Origin of the sequence: Psychrobacillus sp. FJAT-21963, from assembly GCF_001420585.1 — a bacterium.
Classification (GTDB): domain Bacteria; phylum Bacillota; class Bacilli; order Bacillales_A; family Planococcaceae; genus Psychrobacillus.
In genome coordinates this window covers 86,644-106,009 of the sequence record NZ_LJIY01000005.1, presented here as the reverse complement: position 1 = coordinate 106,009, position 19,366 = coordinate 86,644, and the positions used below count along the sequence as shown (strand labels likewise).

The following is a 19,366-nucleotide window of genomic DNA, read 5'->3' as shown; positions in this document are numbered from 1 at the left end:
GAAAGGGTGAGTGTAGATGGTTGAACGCGTAATCGCTACAGACGCTGCACTAGAACTCATTAATTTATTGAAAGGCAAACATGGTCCTTTAATGTTCCACCAATCGGGAGGATGCTGTGATGGTTCTTCACCGATGTGTTATCCAAACGGGGATCTTATAGTAGGAGACCAAGATGTATTACTAGGACATATTGGAGATACGCCATTCTATATGCATAAAAACCAATTCGATTACTGGAAGCATACACAATTAATCATTGATGTAGTGGATGGCCGAGGCGGAATGTTTTCATTAGAGGGAGTAGAAGGTAAGCGCTTTTTAACAAGATCTAGAGCATTCACCATAGAAGAAAATAAACAGTTACAGAATTGAATATAAACGAATTGGAAAGACTTTGATAGTCTTTCCAATTCGTTTTTTTATGTTAGATTCAGCTATACTATACATAAAGGTTTAAGTGAAAGGGGTTTATTCTAATGGTAGAAAAACTGTTACGCAGTCATGCATCAGTAAGAAAATATAAAGACTATACACTTTCGAAAGAAGAGGTTTATGAGCTTATCGAAACTGCTCAGCATGCAGCTAGTTCTCATTTTGTTCAAGCGTATAGTGTTATATGGATAACAGATGAAGTTAAGAAAGAAGAATTGGGTAGATTATCTCGCAATCCACAGCAATTTGAAACTGCAGGAGCGGCGTTTTTATTGTGTGCTGATTTTAATAGACTTCAAGCAGCGGGTAAATTACATAATACGGAGATTGTAGTAGATACAACAGAAAATGTACTTGTCGGAACAGTGGATGTAGCATTATTTGCACAAAACCTTGTCATTGCAGCAGAGTCAAAAGGATATGGGATCTGTTATATTGGTGGAGTACGAAACGAACCGACAAAAATCAGTCAATTATTTGACTTACCGGAAGGGGTATTCCCACTATTTGCAATTACTCTAGGATTACCAGATCAGCAAAATGAGGTCAAACCTCGTCTTCCGGTTGAAGCTATACTCCATGAGAATGTGTATGATAGTGCAAAATATGAAATACTGCTAAAGGAATACGATCAAACGATGGAGGAATATTATGCTAGTAGGGGATCCAATCAAAAGATAGCGAATTGGACAAATTCTATGGCAGAATTTCTTGAAAAGCCTAGACGCTCCCATATGGCAGAATTTCTAGCTACTAAAGGATTTCATTTTAAATGAAAAATAAATGGACAAAAGAGCTAGTGAAGAGTTATATGGAGCCTCATCGCAATGAAGAAAATGCTTTACCGATGGCGAAATATATGAAAAATCATTTTCCTTTTTTGGGTATAAAAACACCGGAACGTCGAGTGATTTTCCGCAGCCTACTAAATGAATTAGAGCTTCCACCAGAAGAATCATTACAGGACGAAGTATGGTCACTTTATCAGCAAGATGAGCGTGAATATCACTATGTGGCTATTGAGTTATTAAGCAATTTTCAAAAGAAGCTAACTACAAAAGATTTATCTTTTTGTCAAAAACTAATCGAAAATAAATCATGGTGGGATAGTGTGGATTCCATTGGCCCTAACATTGTTGGAAGGATTGTAAAATCCAATAGGAGTGAGGGTGAGTCCGTGATGATGGAGTGGGCTAAGTCTCCCAATATATGGACAAACCGAGCTTCTATTTTGCATCAGTTAAAATATAAAAAAGAAACGAACGAAGCACTCTTGTTTGCAACGATTGAGCGGCATAGTAATTCTAAAGAATTTTTTATTCAAAAAGCAATAGGTTGGGTCTTAAGAGAGTATGCAAAAACAAATCCAGAAATTGTACGGGAATTTGTTGGAAATACCCATCTTGCTCCGTTAAGTAAACGGGAAGCATTGAAGCACCTTCAATAACTAGTGAGATCGTGATTAGCACTATAACTATAGTAAAGGTAAGAACAGGATTATGAAAAAATTGGAGAGAAGTAACTTAGTTACTTCTCTCCAATCAGTCTGTAGACAAATTCGAATTTATTTATATATAGTCGATCTTTATTTTGGACCCGTTAATTTCGGTTCCAGGCGGACGCGTTCCGCCGGCATGGCTTCAGCCGCTTCCCTCGCTACGCTCTGTCCAGGGTCTTTTCGCTCACGGCTGGAGTCGCCGCCTTCCACTTCAATTAACTATTATCCGATTTTCAATTAGGAAATCTTCATACCAATTATATAGCAAGTTTTTATCACTAACATTTTTTCAATTAGTATTTATAAAAAATCGTTTAAAAAGGCGACACTCCTGCGGGAATAGCGTTAGCCGAAGACCCCGCAGCGCAGCGAGGAGGCTAAGGCAACGCCCGCGGAAAGGGAGCCGTTTCAACGATTTTCTTATTTATCGGACGAAATTATTTAGTAAAGTCAAATTCTATAGACTTTTTTAGTGCCATGGTACGCTACGTGCGGGTTCTCGTCTGTCTCACTTTCCCGCAGGAGTCAACTGCCTTTTGTCTCCAATCTCGATTCATGGTAATGGTGTAGCGATTGTACACCTATTATTCCGAAAAGAAATTTTCCGTGTAATATGGGGTATCTTCTTTGTTAAACGCTGTGCCTACTCCTAAGCTTTCAAAATCTGCACTTAGTATATTTTTACGGTGCCCCATAGAATTCATTAGTCCTTCATGGGCAAAAATACTACTAGATTGTCCATAAGCCAAGTTTTCTCCTGCATAAGAAAATAGTAAACCATCATCTTCAAGTCGATCGAATGGAGATTTTCCATTGAGGTTTTCATGACTGAAGTAATTATGGATGGCCATATCTTCACTATGTTTTCGAGCCGTTTCACTTACTGCTTCATCATACGTAAGAATAGAAAGGCCACGAATAACGCGAGCGGAATTTGTTAAGTCAAAAAGCTGAAACTCAAACCCCTTTTTTAGCTCTTCGGAAGGCTCCCCAAATGTCGTTTGATGGTCCTTCTCAACAGATTGGGCTACTATTTGTAAAGCAGTAATCGTGTTACTTTCATGTAGATCATAAAATATCGTTATATAATTTCCATCTATTAAATATAAATCATATTCCCCATTATTTGGTAGGATATAGACTATGTTACCTTTCTTGAGTTTAGTGAGAGGTTCACCAAGCACCGCATGGACCTCATCCCTAGTACTGTCTATATTCAAGCCTAGAAAAGAAGACTGAGAAGGCTGGTTCGTAAACATAGCGTTTGCTACGTTATTAATATCATATGAAACCATCATGAAATTTTTATAGTTCTCATGGTACGTATGCCAAACTAAGTTATACTCATTCAGACTAACTCTTTTAGCAGCACCATGAATTTTCTCAATTTCACTTTTTTTCATACCAATTGTTATTTTATCTAGTTCTATCCCATTTCCTGCAGAAGGCTTTTGTTCAGAAGAAATTGTATCAGCTGGTTCCTCTTTTAATTCCTCCCAATATGCTTTTGCCTCATTTAAATATTGACCGACCTCTAAAGAGTCAATCCAATTATCTACGGGTGTTAAGAAGGTTAAATCTACATATTCGGAAGCATATTCTTCCCATAATGGTCTAGAGAAGAAAATGGCTAAAACTAATAGTAAAAACCAACCTATTTTTCTCATCGCAATCACCGCCTAACTTACTTACTTACTTATTGCACCACACACTATTCGAGCACCTGAGTTTCCAGCAGGATCGGTTTTATAATCATCCGCATTTTCATGGATAATTATAGAACTACCATCCGCATCTAACAGTGAATTGCTTTTCCCAGCTGTTAATACAACAGCGGGTGAAACTGTTTCTAACTCTACTTTACCATCTTCGTCGACTTCTATGTTAGGTAAATCCCCAGCATGATATCCTTTTGGATTTTGGAAGCCATGCTCTTTATGCTCTGGGTTAACATGCGCTCCTGCAGTAGTAAACTCTGGCTTTTCACAAATAGCCTTTTCATGAAAATGGATCGCCTTCGTTCCCGGAGTTAGTCCTTCCGCTTTTAACAGGATGTGTACTCCTTTAGAATGTTCAGAAAGTGTAGCTTGTCCAACTTCTTTTCCTTCTGTGTTCAATAATGAAACTTGTAACGATTCGTTTAAATCTGCATCTGCCGAGGAAAAGTTACATCCTCCCAAGAAGATTGTTACTACCATTAAATAAAAAATGTATTGTATTTTCAACTAATTACCCTCCCCAAATGATATTCCATTCAAGTCTTACCAAATTTAGGGTAAATATACATGAATGATTAATAAAAATGGTAAAGAAAACCGTTTAGCGTATATGCTAAACGGTCGTTTTCTTCTGTCTAACTATAAATACAATCAGAGCGATTATAAGAAAAATAGTAGAAAATAAATATAAATTTTGATAACCAAGTTGGGTTGCAATGATTCCAAGTATATAGGAACCGATCGCTAAGCCTGTATCAAAGAGTGTAAAAAATGTGGCAGTTGCATAGCCGCTTCTCTCATGCTTCGTCGATTGGATTGCAAGCGTTTGGAAGCTTGGCACTACTGCTCCGTATCCTAGGCCAACAAATGCTCCTGAAAGTAAGTATAGAAAAGGAGAATCTACATGAGCAAGTAAAACAAGCCCTATGATAAAGGAAAGTATACCTGGAATAATAATATATTTAGGTCCTTTCTCGTCGAAAATTCGTCCAGTAAATGGTCTTGTTACAAGCATTACTATGGCAAAAACGGCAAAAAAGCTGCTTGTTAAATGGAGCAATCCTTTACCTTGTGAGTAAATAGATAAATAAGACAACACACTAGCGTAAGAAAAAGCAATTAAACTAGCCATCAATGCTACTGGTAAAGCCTTTTTCTCAAAAAGATCATTCCAAGTTAATTTAGTTTTGGGTAGCGAATTAGCAGGCTTCTTATCTTCTGGAATCATGAGTGCAGTAAGTGCACCAATTACTAATAAAGCGGTTAAGGCTAAAAACATGAATTCATAAGAAAAATATTGAACTAGTGTTAATGCAATCAAGGGGCCTACAACTACTGCTAAGTTAGTAGACATTGTAAAATAACCTAGTCCAGCACCGCGTCTTGAAATCGGAATATTATCTGCAGCCATCGATCCGCTTGCGGTAGTTGCGATACTAAAGAAAATACCTTGAACAAATCGTAAAACTAATAATGCTTCAAATGGTTCAATAAAATAGTAAAGCGCTGTACATACTAAATATAGAGACAACGTTGTCCAAAGCATTTTTCGCTTTCCGACGATATCTAGAATTTTACCAGAGAAAGGTCGAACTAAAATTGCAGAAATTAAAAAAATGGTCATTAATAAACCAGCATCTTCATCTGAACGAGATAATACATCTGTTGCATAAAGAGGAAGCACAGAAACTAAACCATAAAATATAATAAAGATAGAAAAGTTTGTTGTGAACAAACTGATAAATGGTTTTGTCCATATGGGTTCTTTCTTTTTCAAAACAATTACGCCACCTTGTTTATTTCATTTTTTGTAGGAGCTGGATTAGTAAAATTTGCTCTTCAGGCGTGAGATTAGAGACAGTTCTCTCTTCAAATTCAACAATTGAAGCTTTAATTTCCGGAAAATCAAGTAGGGCCTTTTCCGACAATTTCACGATTTTTTCCCTGCGATCTTTACCAGGGTAAATATCTACCCATCCGAGCTCAACTAAGCGATAAACTGTACGAGTAATCGTAGGAGCTTCCACATTTAAATACTTCCAAATTTGAGTTAAAGACATTTCTCCATGCTTCTTAATGCAGAAAAGAACAGACCATTGCGATGCATATAAATTATGTTTTTTTAATGTATAATTTATCTCGTTTGTTAAATAACGAGTTTTTTGAAAAAGCTCATGAAAAAGTGGATTCATTATTCGGAAACTCCTTATACGATTATTTTATTGTTTACCTAGTTAAATATTTTACTTCTATGTTCGAAATTTGTAAAGGTATTGATTCGAAGGACATAATGTGATGACAGAGTTTCCTATTATTCACACAAACGTTTGGGATTCTATTTGGGCAGTACCTGTTATTCTCATAATAACAGAAATAGTGAAAAAGGTATTCCCCATTAAACCACAATATGTATCATCAATTGCAACAATAATTGGATTATTCATTTTTATATTCACAGTCACCCTCATGACTTGTCTGCAGGTATTTTTATGGTTTTTTTTATAGCGCAGCAGCAATTGGGTCTTATGCTTCCTTAAAAACATCCTGCTTATCGAAATCGCACATAAAAAAGGATACTAATTAAGTGCGACATTTTAGTATGGAAATCGAACCCTAAGAACTAGCGATACGCCATGTTGGACCATCATGTAATTATCCGCACGATTGATTTACAGAGGGCGGCTCCTCAGCGGAAAGCTTCCGCCAGAAGTAGAAATCAACAGTCTATTCACCATTTTTTTATTGTAAAAGAAAAAACTGCAGACAAGCTCAAAATTCTTTGAGTTTGTCTGCAGTCTGAGCGTATTAAAAAATAGTGCGCTTGATTCTTAGAAGCATTGGAATGAAGCGATTCTATTTAAATCTGTACCATAATATGTCCATCTGCGACCGTTCCATCTCCAGCCAGCAACTGAATTTCTACCAACAAAAGTTGGGAAGAACCAGAAAGAACGTCCATTTGTTAGCCATACATAGGTATTGCGGAATAGACAACCACGAATAGCACCTGGATCTACTGCAAAAACTCCTACACTCTGTTGTCTTTGAGGAACGAAGGATGGAGGGGCACTTGTAGGCGCTCCTCCTTGCTGTTGCTGACCAGGTGGAAATCCTGGTGGAAAAGAAGGACCCTGTCCTGGAAACTGCCCTGGACCCTGCCCTGGAAATTGCCCTCCCGGGAATTGCCCTGGAAACTGTCCTCTACCTGGTTGAAAATCTGGGAATTGATTCATTAATAAATCCTCCTTTCACTATATATTCAACATAGTATATGTGAGGAGGATTAATATGGAACGGTTATAAGGAATGGATATTAGTTAGTGCTTTTTCTAGTAATTGCTCACTTGAGAGAATCTTTTCTCCTCCGCCTTGGGCAATAGTATCGTTTCCTCCACCTTTGCCGTTTATGAAAGGCAAGATAGATTCCATTAGTTGTTTCATACTTTGTTCCACAGCTTGACCTTTAGCGGAAACTAATTGTAAGCGATCTTCATTTTCAGATATTAAGATACAGATTGATTGCTCTGATTCAGAAGTGATGAATTTTGCAAGCTTTTGAAGCTCTTGAATTGTTCGTCCTTGGAAAGTTGATGAGATTAGTCGTCCTTGATTATTTTGAATAAGTTGTTTTGCTTCATAATGCACAAGCGTTTCTTTTAAGTTTGCTATTTGTTTCTCATGTGCTTTTCCGTTATACAGCAATGCCCTTACAGTGTCTTCTAGTTTTTCTTCAGGTGAGCTTAAGCTTTGTATCAAATTAGAGACTATTGATTGTTTACGGTGTAAATGCGATATTACTCGATTACCACAAACAAACTCCACTCGAATCATTCGTTTTTGTTTTTCGGTTTGCAGTATTTTGATTAGACCAATCTGTCCTGTTGATGTTGGGTGTGTACCACCACATGCATTATCATCAAAATCTGGGATAAGAACAAGACGTATATCTTCTTTGACTTTTGTAGCTTTTCGAAGTTTATAGTCCTTAAGATCTGCTTCCGTAACCCATTTTGTCTCTATAGTCCGGTTCTCCAAAATAATTTGATTTGCGAGGTCTTCAACTTGTTGTAACTGTTCCTCTGAAACTTCACTCGTATCTATATCAATTGTGGAGCTATCCTTGCCTAAATGAAAGCTAACCGTTTGCAAACCAAACAAGTTATCAAAAGCAGCTGACAATATATGCTGCCCACTATGTTGTTGCATATGGTCAAAGCGTCTTTTCCAATCGATAGCTCCTTCCACATACTCTATATCGGAAGGAAGGTTTGTTGCTAAGTAATGTCTAATCTCCCCATCTATTGTTTCTACATTCGTAACAGCTATATTATTTAATGTGCCTGTATCATGTGGTTGCCCGCCACCAGTAGGATAAAACGTAGTTTCCGAAAGGACAACATAATCCTGCTCTTTTTTAATAACCTTTGCGGAAAATGTTTGTATGTATGCATCTTTATAATAAAGTTTAATCGTCACATGCTATCACTCCTTTCTTAAAATATAGCATGATAAAGAGGAGACCGCATTTTTAATGTGGTCTCCTAGTTCTTCATAAAGGATTTCTCTCAAAGACACCTCTTTGTAATATCTTGAGTTAAAAATCTATTCACGTTCTAATTGACTGTACATAGGCAACCTTTAGTCAATACAGTATGAAATTGACGATTAAAATAATAAATTTGCAATAGTATTTATTGTCATTCTTCCCTATACTGGAACTATATAGAAGAATTGAGGGGAAATTATGAACTCATCTGCACAATTTTATTGGGATACATTTTGGAAAGGGAGAGTGAAACCTACATCTGTTAGTGCATGGCAGTTTGGAGGAATTCCAGATGAGTTAGCCCAACTAGTTGTGGATGGGGTTAAAACGGCAACTTGTTCTGGACACATCTTTTATAAATTAGAAAAAGAACCTCTACCAAAAGTGGATGACTACAGTGTTGTGCTAAATAGCCAAGATGAGCCAGTTTGTATTATTCGAACTACTGAAGTAAAAATTTTACCTATGAACAAGGTATCTGCAGAATTTGCATATGCTGAAGGAGAAGGAGATCGTTCTTACAATCACTGGAAAAATGCTCATGTTCAGTTTTTTACAAAAGCATTAGAGGAAGTAAATTTAGAGTTCTCCGAGGATATGTTGCTAGTTTGTGAGCGCTTTGAGTTAATCAATACCAAATAATGGGGTGAGAAGATGTTCAAAGCTGTTATGTTTTATACAAATCAATTAAAGATACTAAAAGGTTTCTATAGCAATGTGTTAGGGCTTCAAATTTTAGAGTCAAGTAATTCCTATTTCACAGTATCTATTGGTACGTCCACGCTTACTTTTTGTGAGTCCGAGCAATCGACATTATACCATTTTGCTATTAATATTCCAGGTAATCAATTTACGCTTGCTAAGCATTGGGCATTAGAAAGAGTGACATTAAATAGAGAAGATTCTGTAGACGAAATTTACTATAAACGTTTTGATGCAGATGCTTTCTATTTTGAAGATCCAGCAGGGAATGTAATTGAATTCATTGCAAGACGCAGTGTGGACAAATGGAGCGACTTTAGTGTGGAATCACTATTGAATTTAAGTGAGGTAAGTATTACTACCCCTTTTGTTAAAGAAGTAGGAGATCAACTCCAAAATATTGGTATACCAATTTCAGGTCACGTAGACATTGAACCAGATGAACTCAACTTTTTAGGAACTAAAGATACGTTTATTTTGTTAGTTCCACCTAATAGAAGATGGTACTTTTCCAAAAAAATAAGCGAAAATTCTCCTTTAGAAATAGAGCTTGAAGATGGCCAACGCCTTATAGTATTGAATGACGGAAAGATGCAAATAAAACAATAAAAGCGACAGAAAAATTCCTCTTTAGAATTCTCCTTGCCGCATTTGTTCGCTATTAATTTTGATGGGCTATCAGTGCTTGGGATAAAGTAGAATATGTTTTAATCGATGAAAAGTCTATTTCTAAGGATAGCGCTGTCCTTGCTAATTCTGGTCGTATACCAGAAAAAATAGGCTCTACACCAATCAGTTTAAGTGCTACTAGAAGTTGATATAGCTGTTGGGCCACCATTGTATCCAGAATAGGAACTCCAGATAAATCAATAAAAATAGTAAAAAGTTTTTTTGCAGTGCATTGCTCTAAAGTCGATTCCAATATTATTTGACTCCGTTGGGAATCGATTTTACCAACAAGTGGTAACACACCAATGCCCTCCTTTATTGGGATGACAGGACTGCTTAGCTCTAAAATTAGAGCTTGTTGATATTCGAGCATTTGCTGAGTTAGTTCGTAATGATGTTTTGAAAATATTTGCACTATATAATCAAAGGCTGAATTCATTTCATTTGACCAACTAGAGACATCGTCTACAGTAACTATCTTATCAGTAGATTTAATGAATTCTTGCACAAAGTTCCAATAAACTTTACGTGTATTATTAAATCCCTGAATACTTTCATGAATAGGGAATGATTCTGTAGCTCTTTTTTCAGCAACTTTAAATGCACGATTATCAATATATTCTTTAAATTTATCTTTGTTTTGTACAAAAATAGATGTAATAGCTTCTATTAAAGCTTCATTTTCTTTCCTTAAATATGCTTCAGTTTTTAATGTAACATATGTTGGGTTTGCGAGAAGTTGACAGGTAATCCATTCATCTGTAATTTTTGATTTATTCTCTATTAAATAATTATATAAATCTTCATTAAGTTTACTCATGGAATCCCTCGTTTTCTATATTCTAGTAATTATATTGTAGATTACTTAATGATTTTATACTAGTGATGTTCTTATACAGTGGCATAGCTTGGAGGGAATTGAATGCAAAAAAACACATGGCTAATCATCATTATGGCTATGCTTTTACTTATCGGTGTAGTTTATGTTTTAAATAACAATCAAAAAAACGTAATAGAGGATAAAACAAGTCAGTTAAGTGTAGCTACTCACTCTTTTGAGAAAGTATTGGCTTATGAAAATGACTACATGGGTGATGCAGCTAATACAAGTAATCTATTCAATAACTTGCCGCTAGCTAATGATAAAAAAAGTATAGAAATGGATTCGGAGAAATTAATATTAGTTGTAAACTATGATTCTCTAAGTAGTGAAGAAACGGAAAAAGCAGTCATTTACAACACTACAGCTGCTTTTGTGCTAATTAAAAATATAGAAGAAATAAATTTACAGTATTCAGATCGAACATATGTCGTTAAGAAAGCTAATGTGAAAGAATGGTTTGGAAACGACTTTTCTCAATTAATTAATCCAGAAGTTTTTAAGAAACTAGTACAAAATCCTTTGCTGGAGAAGGATAGCGGTGCATGGCTGAATCTTTATACAAAACAGGGGGAATAAACAATGATGGGTAGTTTAATGACAAAAATAGAGCAAATTCAAAGAGAAATAGATTTTTCAGGGGTGACTTTTGTTAAAAATGGAGAATCAGTGCTTATAGAATCTAACACTGGCTATGCTAATCGTGGAGACTCTATAAAAAATAGGAAAGATACACGTTTCGGTATCGCATCTGGCTGTAAAATTTTCACAGCTGTTGCTATTTGTCAGCTTGTTGAGAAGCAAAAGCTAACGTTTGATACGAAGCTTATGGAATGCTTAGATATCTCTTTTCCGTATTTTGATGAAAATATAACAATTCATCACCTATTAACCCATACATCAGGTATTCCCGATTATTTTGATGAAGAGGTTATGGATGATTTTGAAGAATTATGGATAGCTAAACCGATGTATCATATGCGTCATTTGGAGGATTTTTTACCTTTTTTTCAAAATGAAAAAATGAAAGCTAATCCAGGTGAGCGATTTCACTATAATAATGCTGGCTATATTCTTCTTGGTTTAATCATTGAAAAAGTGAGTGGACAAGTATTTACCGATTATGTACAACAACATGTTTTTGATAAAGCAGGAATGGTCGATTCCGGTTATTTTGCTTTAGATAAACTTCCTGGGAATGTTGCTACTGGGTATATAGATTACAAGGACGGCACTTGGAAAACAAATGTATATTCATTGCCTGTCCAGGGGGGGGCGGATGGAGGAGCCTTTGTAAGTGCTATGGACATGGTGAAGTTTTGGGATGCTCTTTTGAGTAATGCGCTATTAAGTGAATTGGTAACCAATCAATTACTTTTTCCACATGTACTGGAAGATGGGAATGACTTTTATGGTTATGGAGTATGGATTGCTAAAAAAGAGGGAAATATTTATAAGTATCATTTAATGGGTTATGACCCAGGTGTAAGCTTCCATTCTGCTTTTTATCCACAATCCAACATCACACTAGCGATATGTGCAAATATCTCTAAAGGTGCGTTTAAAGTAATGAAAGAAATAGAAGATGAACTGATGTGATAAGATTAAAAAATCCTGCAGAAGTAATGCAGGATTTTTCAACTCTTTTTTCGCTCTTCTCTTTGTTTTCGTAGTAGTTTATAGGCTAGATAGAGCATAGTGATTCCCAAGACCAATGAAAGAATGGAGAAAAGGATACTATTAAGACCTTTTCCAAATACTAATAATAGAAGGTATAGTGGGACAATAATATATATAATCTTTTCTGCGTTAAGTTTCAGTTTGTTCTCCCCCTAATATGTTTTGTATATTCATTATAACAACAAAATAGTTAGGGCATTATTTTCTAACTAGAAAGTGATAAAATAATTTAATGGAGGTGGAATTTTTGAACATAACATCCTATGAGGTTGAAAAAATAAAAGATCCTACAGGAATCATTGTAGGGGATCGTTACGAATTTTTACTTGGTATTGAAGTACCGGAAGATGATGAACTATTTGAAGAAGGTGATTCTTTAGATATAAGGGTTATTTTAGCAGTGGAAGATACAGTGGAACGAATTGTTCAATATCACATTTTAAACAGAAGCAATGGCAAAGTATTGGATTTTGGTTTAGAAGACGAAGAAGAGGCACTTGTTCTCAACTTTTGTAAGGAACATTTTAACGAGGCAATATAAAAAATACTTTAGAGAAGGGAGATCCTTCTCTTTTTTAATGTATAAAAATGTTTATTCACGCAGCGATTTATCTTAGCTGTTTTCTTCTTTTGATAATTGGGGTAAACTGTAAGATAATGATTTAACACTATTCATCAGGAAATCACCACTAGGGAATAATGTTAATTCCTGCATGAATGTGACAGATTTTAAGGAGACTTTATCGGGTGAGCTCGATAAACATCTAGACACAAAGACGCCAAGGCGAATTTCATCATTAATAAAGGTGGCCATTTTAATGGAAATTACGAAGATAATGGAATATGTAAGTATATTAGAAGTCAAAAACGAAAAAGAGATAGAGATAACCGGACTTGCCTATAACTCTCGAAAAGTAGAAAAAGGACAAGTATTTGTTTGTATAAAAGGATTTAAGGTAGATGGACATCAATTTGCGGGACAAGCAGTTGAAAATGGTGCGATTGCATTAGTTGTCGAAGATTTTATAGAGGGATTAGAAGTTCCTCAGTACAAGGTAGAGAACGGTCGTGTTGCTCTTGCGACACTTGCAGATACATTTTATAATCACCCAACGAGAAAATTAAAAACAATTGGAATAACTGCGACAAATGGGAAAACTTCTACATCCTTTATGACAAATGCCATTTTAGAGAATCATGGATTGACTACAGGATTAATGGGGACGGTAGTTGTAAAAATTGGAGATTATGCAGAGCCATCCGAATTAACGACTCCAGAATCTCTAGATTTACAACGCTTTTACGCACAAATGGTCGACGCTGGAGTTACTCACGCAACAATGGAAGTCTCTTCTTCAGCACTAGAGTTAAATCGAGTGGGCTGTGTTGATTTTGATATAGTTACTCTAAATAATATAAGTAGAGAGCATATTGATTTGCATTCTTCTTTCGAGAATTATTTTATGCATAAATCTAGTCTTATTCGTAACGCGGGAGCTGACAAGGTCGCTATTTTAAATCTAGACGATAAATATTCTGCTTCGCTTGTAAATAAAACAAAAGCAAAAGTAATCACAATAGGAGTAGAAAATCAAACGGCAGACGTCTTATGTAAAAACTTAGATTTATCGACAGGACGAGCTATATTTACTGTAGATATTACACGTGACCTAATTACATCAGATTTTGTTATTCCAAAGCAGCAATTTCAAATTGAACTTTCTACTCCTGGATTCCATTCAGTATATAACTCAATGGTAAGCATTGTCATTGGGTTACTTTGTGAAGTACCTGTTGAAACTATTCAAAAAAGCTTATTTGAATTTGTTGGAGTGGAACGTCGTTTTGAAATAATCTTTGAAGAAGATTTTAAAATCATTGATGATCATTTCGCTAATAGTGGAAATATAGATATTACGTTAGGAACATTAGAAAAAATGGAATTCAATCGCGTATCACTTGTATATGCTATTCGGGGAGATCGTGGAGTAACGGTCAATAAAGAAAATGCAGAAGCTATTGCAAGATGGGCTCCTAGACTTGGTATTCATGAAATCACTGCAACCCTTAGCCGATCACATGTCACTCAGAAGGATGTAGTTTCAGATGCGGAGGTTGCAGTATTTAAAGAAGTGATGGATGAAGCAGGTATTAAAGTTCATTTGTACGAAGAGTTACCAGATGCAATCGAACGTAGTTTGGGAGAAGTGACGGATGGCGATCTATTGTTACTGGCTGGATGTCAAGGTATGGATTATGGTGCAAAGATTGCGTTGGAACAACTGGAAACCATTCGACCAGATGTAGACAAAAAGAAGCTATTCCAACCACTTGAAAAACGTGTAGCAGGGAACTCGTAAAAGTAAAACAGGGGCTGTTCTGAGAGTCATAAAAAAGACTTTTAAGGGCAGCCTCTTTCTTCATAGCTGCTATTTAAAAGTGCGATATTATTCCGTTCCAAGCGGACGCATTCCGCGGGCGAGCGCCGATCTAAAACATGCAAATGACAATTCCTCTAGATATTATTGGAGAAACTTTCGTTTCTAAACCACATTTAAAACCCGCGTTCCAACCGTATAACAATTACTAAAGTATGGTGATTTTCGAATTACAATAGCAACAGGATTACAAAAAAAGAGAGGAGGTCGGCTAGTCACGATCCTCCCCTCCTAAAAATCTCACGGTAATGATTTAGCCAAGTCTGTCCATAGCTATCTGGAAACGATTGAAAATAGTTTTGCTTTTAAATGGCGCAATTTTCAAATGCAGACAAGGGTACTTCCCTTTACTCAGTTTCTCGGGTATTATTTTCACTATTTTCTACTACATGCTTAAGGATGGATAGTTTGTTATGCCAGAATTGCTCATAGTAAGAAAGCCATTGTTTTAATTCCTGTAATGGTTCTGTATGAAGGCGATAGATCTTTTCTCTTCCAACCTTTTGACCACTGACTAACTCAGCCTCCGTTAACACGTTAAGATGTTTTGCTATTGCGGTACGACTCATTGGGAAGTGGGAAGTGATTTCCGAAATCGGTAGCTCTTTTTCAGCTAGTAGCTTTAGAACCTCTCTGCGAGTTGGATCGGCTATGGCCTGAAATACATCATACTTTTTTGCAGAAGTTTCCACTTAGTTTTCAATAGCCTTTCTTAAGCGCTCTTGTACGATTCCTTCCCAACCATGAGCCATTCTATCACGGATAACAGAACTTTTTTCATTCGGTTTTATAAGTTTGTCATCTGCTTCTTTCCAACCGCCATGAATAAGAGTAAATTCTGTTTTATCGTCCATCTCTTTTAAAATAAATGAAACAAACCATCCTTCTGCATCCCAAATAAAAGAAAGCTTATTTGGCGGGTCTACTTCTGTTACTTTACAAGGGGATGGACCGAAAGGAGATTGAATATGAAACTCGTATCCCTCTTCTAATTGAAAGTCATTCGGCATAAACCATTTTGCAATCCCGTCAGCGGTTGATACATTTTCCCATACTTTTTGAATAGGTGCATTTATAGTGACTGTTTGTATAATATCTTTAAGTTTATTTCCCAATTAATATCCTTCTTTCTCCAAAAAAATAAAACCAAATGGTTTCATATGAAATAATACGAAACAAAATGGTTTCATGTCAAGTGATTACCATTCAATCTGTTCTGGGTAGTTCACATTAAAACGTAAATCGTGTATAGCACTTTTTGTTTTACTAGCTTCCGCAATTACTTTTTTCTTGATAGCCTCATATTCGCCATTTTCCATTATGATATTTTGGACGATTGAAGAAAAAGATTTAGTTCGTTGCTCTTTAGTCATCTCAATATAAGATAGATTTAACATATCAATATACTGAATTGCATATTCTTCTACAGTTGTCTCTGGTGAATAAACAGCACTCAGTATTACTGCATACTCTTCGTTCGTTAATATATCCTTCCATGCTTCCGAAATAAGTGCTTGGAATTTGCGAACATTTACAATATGCAAATCAAAATCATTCGCAAATTCGTATTTTTTATATAACTGGATAAAATCATTTAAGGCAATAAATGAGAAAACTAGCTCAGGCCACAAAATCTCGGTAGAGTAATAAATATTATTTTCTGGAGCTATAAAGTCATGGGATTTCATCATTTCTTTGTGTAAGCCATTTGCTACAAAATCAATATTGCGATTTCCTTGATAGGCATAACGTATTTCGGATGTCACACCTAATAAACGCATTCGAGCTCCTTGCCAGTCCATATATCGATCTTCTTTTCCCGTCAGATGATGTATTGCAGAGCAAAGCTCATCTAAATCCCAAAAATCACCACTAATTAATACGCCCGTCATATTATCCGTGCTTTTTAACGCAAGCATATTCTCCACCTCCTAAGGTTCTATTACCTTTTTGGTGAATAGTTAAGCGTAGAAAACAATTCTTTTTTCTCTAAATCGGTCAATTCTCTCCATTCTCCAATAGATAGACCTTCTAATGTTATATTCATAATACGAATACGTTGTAATCTCTTCACAGTAAATCCTAGTGCAGAACACATTCTTCTTATTTGTCTGTTTAAACCTTGTGTAAGAGTTATATTAAAAGTATTTTGACCAACTTTTTTTACTTTTGCGGGTAGTGTTTTCGTTCCTAAAATATTTACACCAGAAGCCATTTTTTCAATGAATGAATCGGTTATTCTTTCATTTACAGTAACAATATATTCTTTTTCATGTTTATTTTCAGCCCGTAATATTTCATTCACTATGTCTCCATCATTCGTCAGCAAAATTAATCCATCCGAATCTTTATCTAAGCGACCAATATGAAAAATACGAAGTGGGTGATTGACAAAATCGACAATATTACCTTTTACGTGACGTTCTGTTGTGCTGGTGATACCGACCGGTTTATTCAAAACGAGATACACTAATGGTTGTTCAACGGCAATCGGTTTTCCGTCTACACGCACGTCGTCTCCAGCTTCCACTTTACTTCCAAGTTCAGCCATCACTCCATTGATAGTTACTCTACCATCTGTTATCCATTTATCGGCACCACGTCTTGAGACAATTCCAGCTTCACTTAAAAATTTATTAATGCGCATCCTAAAACACCTACTTTTCTTGTTAGAATGATTATAACAAAACTTGAAACTATTTTAGAGTAAAGCGCGTAAAAAAGAAAAGGAGTGATTGACTATGACGATTAATCAAAAAATAGAAGAGACATTCAACACTTTAAAAAAATTATTAAGCTGGGGTGTTGATAAACGTGTCACTCTCTCGCTTGCTGGTTATTATGTGACTCTAGATAAAGAACTAAATGAAAGTAGATTCAAGGAAATAGAGATCGTTATTAAAAAGAAAGCGGGTATATTCTCTCCATTACGTTCTCACTTAAACCCGCTTTTCATTGCTACATTAGATGTAGCAGGCCAAGAGCCACAACAAGCTGTAGATTTATTATTAGAGAAGATAGAAGCATTAAAAAACTCTTCATTTAAAGTAAATAGTTATACCTATTTAGCAGCGTTATTGATGTCAGATGACAAAGTAAACTGGGCAGAGGAAATGGAACGGGCTAAACAGCTAATGGCAGATATGAAAAAGCACCATCGGTTTTTAACATCAACAGACGATTATCCCTATGCCATGTTTTTAGGGAAATTAAATGGAGATACCGCTGTCCGTGCAGAAACGATGAATCGCTACTATCAGGAGCTTAGAAATTATAAATTCTACTCCGGAAATGAACTACAATGGATGTCGCAGGTACTAACGTATACAAATGCTGAATATGAGGAAGACTTGGTGAAACGTGCAGTCATTATTCGAGATGGATTAAAAAGTGTAAAGATAAAAACATCAGCCCCTCAATATCCTATGATTGGATTTATGGCTGCACTGAAAATGAATGAAGAACAACTAAAAGCAATAGTTACAACATATGAATCACTAGCGAGTATGAAACTATTCTCTTGGTATAAGGATAGTGCTCTATCTATCGCTCTTGGATGGGAAATGAGAGCTTCCAAAGACACTTATGCTACAGCGGCCATCTCAATGGCAACATCGCTTGAAATGCTACTTCAAGCACAACAGGCAATGATGATTTCAACGATCGCTGCTTCAAGTGCCGCAGCTTCATCTTCGAACTCTGAATGATCTTCATGCTATACTATAACTGATATGCTTTACGAAAAAACGATAGAGCAAATAAAGAAAATTTTGAGGAGTAATACATGATGAACACAAATCCAATGAGTCAATCTAGAACTATACAAACCCACTTGATCCTTCCGCCTGATACAAATCATCACCAAACTATTTTTGGTGGACGGGTACTTGCATTTATCGATGAGATCGCAGCGATTTCGTCCATGAAGCATGCGCAAGGTGCAGTGGTAACTGCTTCAATAGACTCTGTTGATTTCCTTTCTTCTGCAAAAGTAGGGGATGTATTGGAGTTAGAGGCTGTTGTTTCAAATACAGGCCGTTCATCTATGGAAGTTTATGTTCGCGTGACGTCAATGAATTTAATAACTGGAGAAGAAAAACTTACAACGGAGTCTTTTGTAACAATGGTTGCAGTAGATGAAAATGGTAAGCCTGTTTCGGTACCAGGTATTCATCCTGAAACAGAAGAAGAAACTCGTTTATTTGAATCAGGTCCTGCTAGACGTATCCATCGTAAACAGCGATTAGAGATGAATTACTAATTGATAAGGATGTGAATATATGCTTAAACAAATAGATGAATTTTATAAGTATATTATGATCACGCTGCTCGTTGTATATTTAATAAACTACGCGTATTTTGGCGAGGTTACTATCACATTCACAATCATAGCACTTGCTATTGTTCTTGAAATAATTAGGCAAAGACACCATATTAAACAGCTCACCTATGCACAGCTTTCTATTATTGGAGTAGTGCTTATAGCGGGTATTGCAGGTATTATTTATTTATTTGTCTTATTCAGCATTTTTATAGTTCCTCTAAGTTTACCAACCGCAGTAGAGGACCTATTACTAATTGCTTTTGCGCTTATTAGTTTATATGTATTAGGATATTTCTTGAAAAAATTATACGTTCGTGCAATTGAAAAACACTAAAAAACCTTTAGAAGTCCCTTAAAATAGGTCTTCTAAAGGTTTTTTTCTTTAGATCAAGATTTAATCCCTTACTTTGAAATGCTTTATCATAATGAAACCATTTCAAATGTTCATTCGTAAGCATAAAAGAAGGAGTGATGGGCT

The 19,366-nt window shown here is 35.9% G+C and carries 23 protein-coding genes and 1 pseudogene; 13 read left to right on the top strand and 11 right to left on the bottom strand.

What is annotated here, in order from left to right; genetic code table 11:
* The first annotated feature begins 16 nt into the window (after nt 1-16).
* The 3 genes from AN959_RS12960 (at nt 17) to AN959_RS12950 (ending at nt 1,880) form a co-directional block, all read left to right on the top strand.
* On the top strand, nt 17-373 hold the full coding sequence (locus AN959_RS12960; RefSeq protein ID WP_056831283.1) for a DUF779 domain-containing protein: 357 nt from the start codon (nt 17-19) through the stop codon (nt 371-373).
* Nucleotides 374-477: 104 nt separating this feature from the next.
* Nucleotides 478-1,209: an NADPH-dependent oxidoreductase gene (locus AN959_RS12955; RefSeq protein WP_053591246.1), complete on the top strand. Its 732-nt coding sequence runs from the start codon at nt 478-480 to the stop codon at nt 1,207-1,209.
* Nucleotides 1,206-1,880 carry a DNA alkylation repair protein gene (locus tag AN959_RS12950; protein WP_056831281.1) on the top strand — a complete coding sequence of 225 codons (675 nt, stop codon included), beginning with the start codon at nt 1,206-1,208 and terminating at the stop codon, nt 1,878-1,880. The genes AN959_RS12955 and AN959_RS12950 overlap by 4 nt, the downstream gene beginning before the upstream one ends.
* Before the next feature lie 635 nt (nt 1,881-2,515).
* Here AN959_RS12950 and AN959_RS12945 read toward each other — a convergent pair.
* The 4 genes from AN959_RS12945 to AN959_RS12930 all read right to left on the bottom strand — a co-directional run bounded on the left by AN959_RS12945 (nt 2,516) and on the right by AN959_RS12930 (nt 5,841).
* Nucleotides 2,516-3,598: a CAP-associated domain-containing protein gene (locus tag AN959_RS12945; RefSeq protein WP_056831279.1), complete on the bottom strand. Its 1,083-nt coding sequence runs from the start codon at nt 3,596-3,598 to the stop codon at nt 2,516-2,518.
* Between the two features lie 21 nt (nt 3,599-3,619).
* On the bottom strand, nt 3,620-4,156 hold the full coding sequence (locus AN959_RS12940) for a superoxide dismutase family protein (protein ID WP_253278916.1): 537 nt from the start codon (nt 4,154-4,156) through the stop codon (nt 3,620-3,622).
* Between the two features lie 106 nt (nt 4,157-4,262).
* Entirely contained in the window at nt 4,263-5,426 is a 1,164-nt protein-coding gene (locus tag AN959_RS12935; RefSeq protein WP_056831277.1) for an MFS transporter, read from the bottom strand.
* A 19-nt stretch (nt 5,427-5,445) separates the two neighbouring features.
* Nucleotides 5,446-5,841, bottom strand: coding sequence for a MarR family winged helix-turn-helix transcriptional regulator (locus tag AN959_RS12930; protein ID WP_056831274.1), 396 nt, complete (start codon nt 5,839-5,841; stop codon nt 5,446-5,448).
* Between the two features lie 103 nt (nt 5,842-5,944).
* Between AN959_RS12930 and AN959_RS21740 the strand changes: the two are divergent.
* Nucleotides 5,945-6,233 (top strand): annotated as a pseudogene (locus AN959_RS21740) (hypothetical protein).
* A 244-nt stretch (nt 6,234-6,477) separates the two neighbouring features.
* On the opposite strand, the gene AN959_RS12925 reads toward AN959_RS21740, so the two are convergent.
* Together AN959_RS12925 and AN959_RS12920 are read right to left on the bottom strand one after the other, a co-directional pair.
* Complete coding sequence (locus AN959_RS12925; protein ID WP_053591250.1) at nt 6,478-6,882, bottom strand: hypothetical protein; 405 nt, start codon at nt 6,880-6,882, stop codon at nt 6,478-6,480.
* 64 nt (nt 6,883-6,946) lie between these two features.
* Entirely contained in the window at nt 6,947-8,125 is a 1,179-nt protein-coding gene (locus AN959_RS12920) for a DHHA1 domain-containing protein (protein WP_056831272.1), read from the bottom strand.
* Nucleotides 8,126-8,393: 268 nt separating this feature from the next.
* On the opposite strand from AN959_RS12920, the gene AN959_RS12915 reads away from it, so the two are divergent.
* Complete coding sequence (locus tag AN959_RS12915) at nt 8,394-8,837, top strand: ASCH domain-containing protein (protein ID WP_056831270.1); 444 nt, start codon at nt 8,394-8,396, stop codon at nt 8,835-8,837.
* A 12-nt stretch (nt 8,838-8,849) separates the two neighbouring features.
* Entirely contained in the window at nt 8,850-9,506 is a 657-nt protein-coding gene (locus AN959_RS12910) for a hypothetical protein (RefSeq protein ID WP_056831268.1), read from the top strand.
* Between the two features lie 52 nt (nt 9,507-9,558).
* Here the strand turns inward: AN959_RS12910 and AN959_RS12905 are convergent, their stop codons facing one another.
* Nucleotides 9,559-10,386 carry an STAS domain-containing protein gene (locus AN959_RS12905; protein WP_056831266.1) on the bottom strand — a complete coding sequence of 276 codons (828 nt, stop codon included), beginning with the start codon at nt 10,384-10,386 and terminating at the stop codon, nt 9,559-9,561.
* A gap of 102 nt (nt 10,387-10,488) precedes the next feature.
* On the opposite strand from AN959_RS12905, the gene AN959_RS12900 reads away from it, so the two are divergent.
* The 4 genes from AN959_RS12900 to AN959_RS12885 all read left to right on the top strand — a co-directional run bounded on the left by AN959_RS12900 (nt 10,489) and on the right by AN959_RS12885 (nt 14,486).
* A complete protein-coding gene (locus tag AN959_RS12900) occupies nt 10,489-11,025 on the top strand; it encodes a DUF4825 domain-containing protein (RefSeq protein WP_056831264.1) in 537 nt (178 codons plus the stop codon).
* 3 nt (nt 11,026-11,028) lie between these two features.
* Nucleotides 11,029-12,045: a serine hydrolase gene (locus AN959_RS12895; protein WP_056831262.1), complete on the top strand. Its 1,017-nt coding sequence runs from the start codon at nt 11,029-11,031 to the stop codon at nt 12,043-12,045.
* A gap of 328 nt (nt 12,046-12,373) precedes the next feature.
* A complete protein-coding gene (locus AN959_RS12890; protein ID WP_056831260.1) occupies nt 12,374-12,667 on the top strand; it encodes a DUF6509 family protein in 294 nt (97 codons plus the stop codon).
* A gap of 277 nt (nt 12,668-12,944) precedes the next feature.
* Complete coding sequence (locus AN959_RS12885; protein WP_056831258.1) at nt 12,945-14,486, top strand: Mur ligase family protein; 1,542 nt, start codon at nt 12,945-12,947, stop codon at nt 14,484-14,486.
* A gap of 425 nt (nt 14,487-14,911) precedes the next feature.
* On the opposite strand, the gene AN959_RS12880 is transcribed toward AN959_RS12885, so the two are convergent.
* The 4 genes from AN959_RS12880 to rluF all read right to left on the bottom strand — a co-directional run bounded on the left by AN959_RS12880 (nt 14,912) and on the right by rluF (nt 17,211).
* Nucleotides 14,912-15,256 (bottom strand): helix-turn-helix transcriptional regulator, encoded by a 345-nt coding sequence (locus tag AN959_RS12880; protein ID WP_056831257.1) that lies wholly within the window; start codon nt 15,254-15,256, stop codon nt 14,912-14,914.
* Nucleotides 15,257-15,679 (bottom strand): SRPBCC domain-containing protein, encoded by a 423-nt coding sequence (locus tag AN959_RS12875; protein ID WP_056831255.1) that lies wholly within the window; start codon nt 15,677-15,679, stop codon nt 15,257-15,259.
* 84 nt (nt 15,680-15,763) lie between these two features.
* A complete protein-coding gene (locus AN959_RS12870; RefSeq protein ID WP_056831253.1) occupies nt 15,764-16,483 on the bottom strand; it encodes a hypothetical protein in 720 nt (239 codons plus the stop codon).
* A 23-nt stretch (nt 16,484-16,506) separates the two neighbouring features.
* Nucleotides 16,507-17,211 (bottom strand): 23S rRNA pseudouridine(2604) synthase RluF, encoded by a 705-nt coding sequence (rluF, locus tag AN959_RS12865; RefSeq protein ID WP_053591262.1) that lies wholly within the window; start codon nt 17,209-17,211, stop codon nt 16,507-16,509.
* A 94-nt stretch (nt 17,212-17,305) separates the two neighbouring features.
* On the opposite strand from rluF, the gene AN959_RS12860 reads away from it, so the two are divergent.
* From AN959_RS12860 to AN959_RS12850, 3 genes are all read left to right on the top strand, one after another.
* Complete coding sequence (locus AN959_RS12860) at nt 17,306-18,271, top strand: DUF4003 family protein (protein WP_056831251.1); 966 nt, start codon at nt 17,306-17,308, stop codon at nt 18,269-18,271.
* 77 nt (nt 18,272-18,348) lie between these two features.
* A complete protein-coding gene (locus AN959_RS12855) occupies nt 18,349-18,825 on the top strand; it encodes an acyl-CoA thioesterase (RefSeq protein WP_056831249.1) in 477 nt (158 codons plus the stop codon).
* Between the two features lie 19 nt (nt 18,826-18,844).
* Nucleotides 18,845-19,222: a hypothetical protein gene (locus AN959_RS12850; RefSeq protein WP_053591265.1), complete on the top strand. Its 378-nt coding sequence runs from the start codon at nt 18,845-18,847 to the stop codon at nt 19,220-19,222.
* Nucleotides 19,223-19,366: the final 144 nt, after the last annotated feature.

Bases quoted from the DNA above. Each gene is read 5' to 3' on its own strand.
- AN959_RS12860 (WP_056831251.1), top strand. From the start codon at position 17,306: ATGACGATTAATCAAAAAATAGAAGAGACATTCAACACTTTAAAAAAA.
- AN959_RS12895 (WP_056831262.1), top strand. From the start codon at position 11,029: ATGATGGGTAGTTTAATGACAAAAATAGAGCAAATTCAAAGAGAAATA.
- AN959_RS12955 (WP_053591246.1), top strand. From the start codon at position 478: ATGGTAGAAAAACTGTTACGCAGTCATGCATCAGTAAGAAAATATAAA.
- AN959_RS12850 (WP_053591265.1), top strand. From the start codon at position 18,845: ATGCTTAAACAAATAGATGAATTTTATAAGTATATTATGATCACGCTG.
- AN959_RS12915 (WP_056831270.1), top strand. From the start codon at position 8,394: ATGAACTCATCTGCACAATTTTATTGGGATACATTTTGGAAAGGGAGA.
- AN959_RS12930 (WP_056831274.1), bottom strand. From the start codon at position 5,841: ATGAATCCACTTTTTCATGAGCTTTTTCAAAAAACTCGTTATTTAACA.
- AN959_RS12925 (WP_053591250.1), bottom strand. From the start codon at position 6,882: ATGAATCAATTCCCAGATTTTCAACCAGGTAGAGGACAGTTTCCAGGG.
- AN959_RS12905 (WP_056831266.1), bottom strand. From the start codon at position 10,386: ATGAGTAAACTTAATGAAGATTTATATAATTATTTAATAGAGAATAAA.
- AN959_RS12950 (WP_056831281.1), top strand. From the start codon at position 1,206: ATGAAAAATAAATGGACAAAAGAGCTAGTGAAGAGTTATATGGAGCCT.
- AN959_RS12870 (WP_056831253.1), bottom strand. From the start codon at position 16,483: ATGCTTGCGTTAAAAAGCACGGATAATATGACGGGCGTATTAATTAGT.
- rluF (WP_053591262.1), bottom strand. From the start codon at position 17,211: ATGCGCATTAATAAATTTTTAAGTGAAGCTGGAATTGTCTCAAGACGT.
- AN959_RS12855 (WP_056831249.1), top strand. From the start codon at position 18,349: ATGATGAACACAAATCCAATGAGTCAATCTAGAACTATACAAACCCAC.
- AN959_RS12900 (WP_056831264.1), top strand. From the start codon at position 10,489: ATGCAAAAAAACACATGGCTAATCATCATTATGGCTATGCTTTTACTT.
- AN959_RS12910 (WP_056831268.1), top strand. From the start codon at position 8,850: ATGTTCAAAGCTGTTATGTTTTATACAAATCAATTAAAGATACTAAAA.
- AN959_RS12885 (WP_056831258.1), top strand. From the start codon at position 12,945: ATGGAAATTACGAAGATAATGGAATATGTAAGTATATTAGAAGTCAAA.
- AN959_RS12945 (WP_056831279.1), bottom strand. From the start codon at position 3,598: ATGAGAAAAATAGGTTGGTTTTTACTATTAGTTTTAGCCATTTTCTTC.
- AN959_RS12960 (WP_056831283.1), top strand. From the start codon at position 17: ATGGTTGAACGCGTAATCGCTACAGACGCTGCACTAGAACTCATTAAT.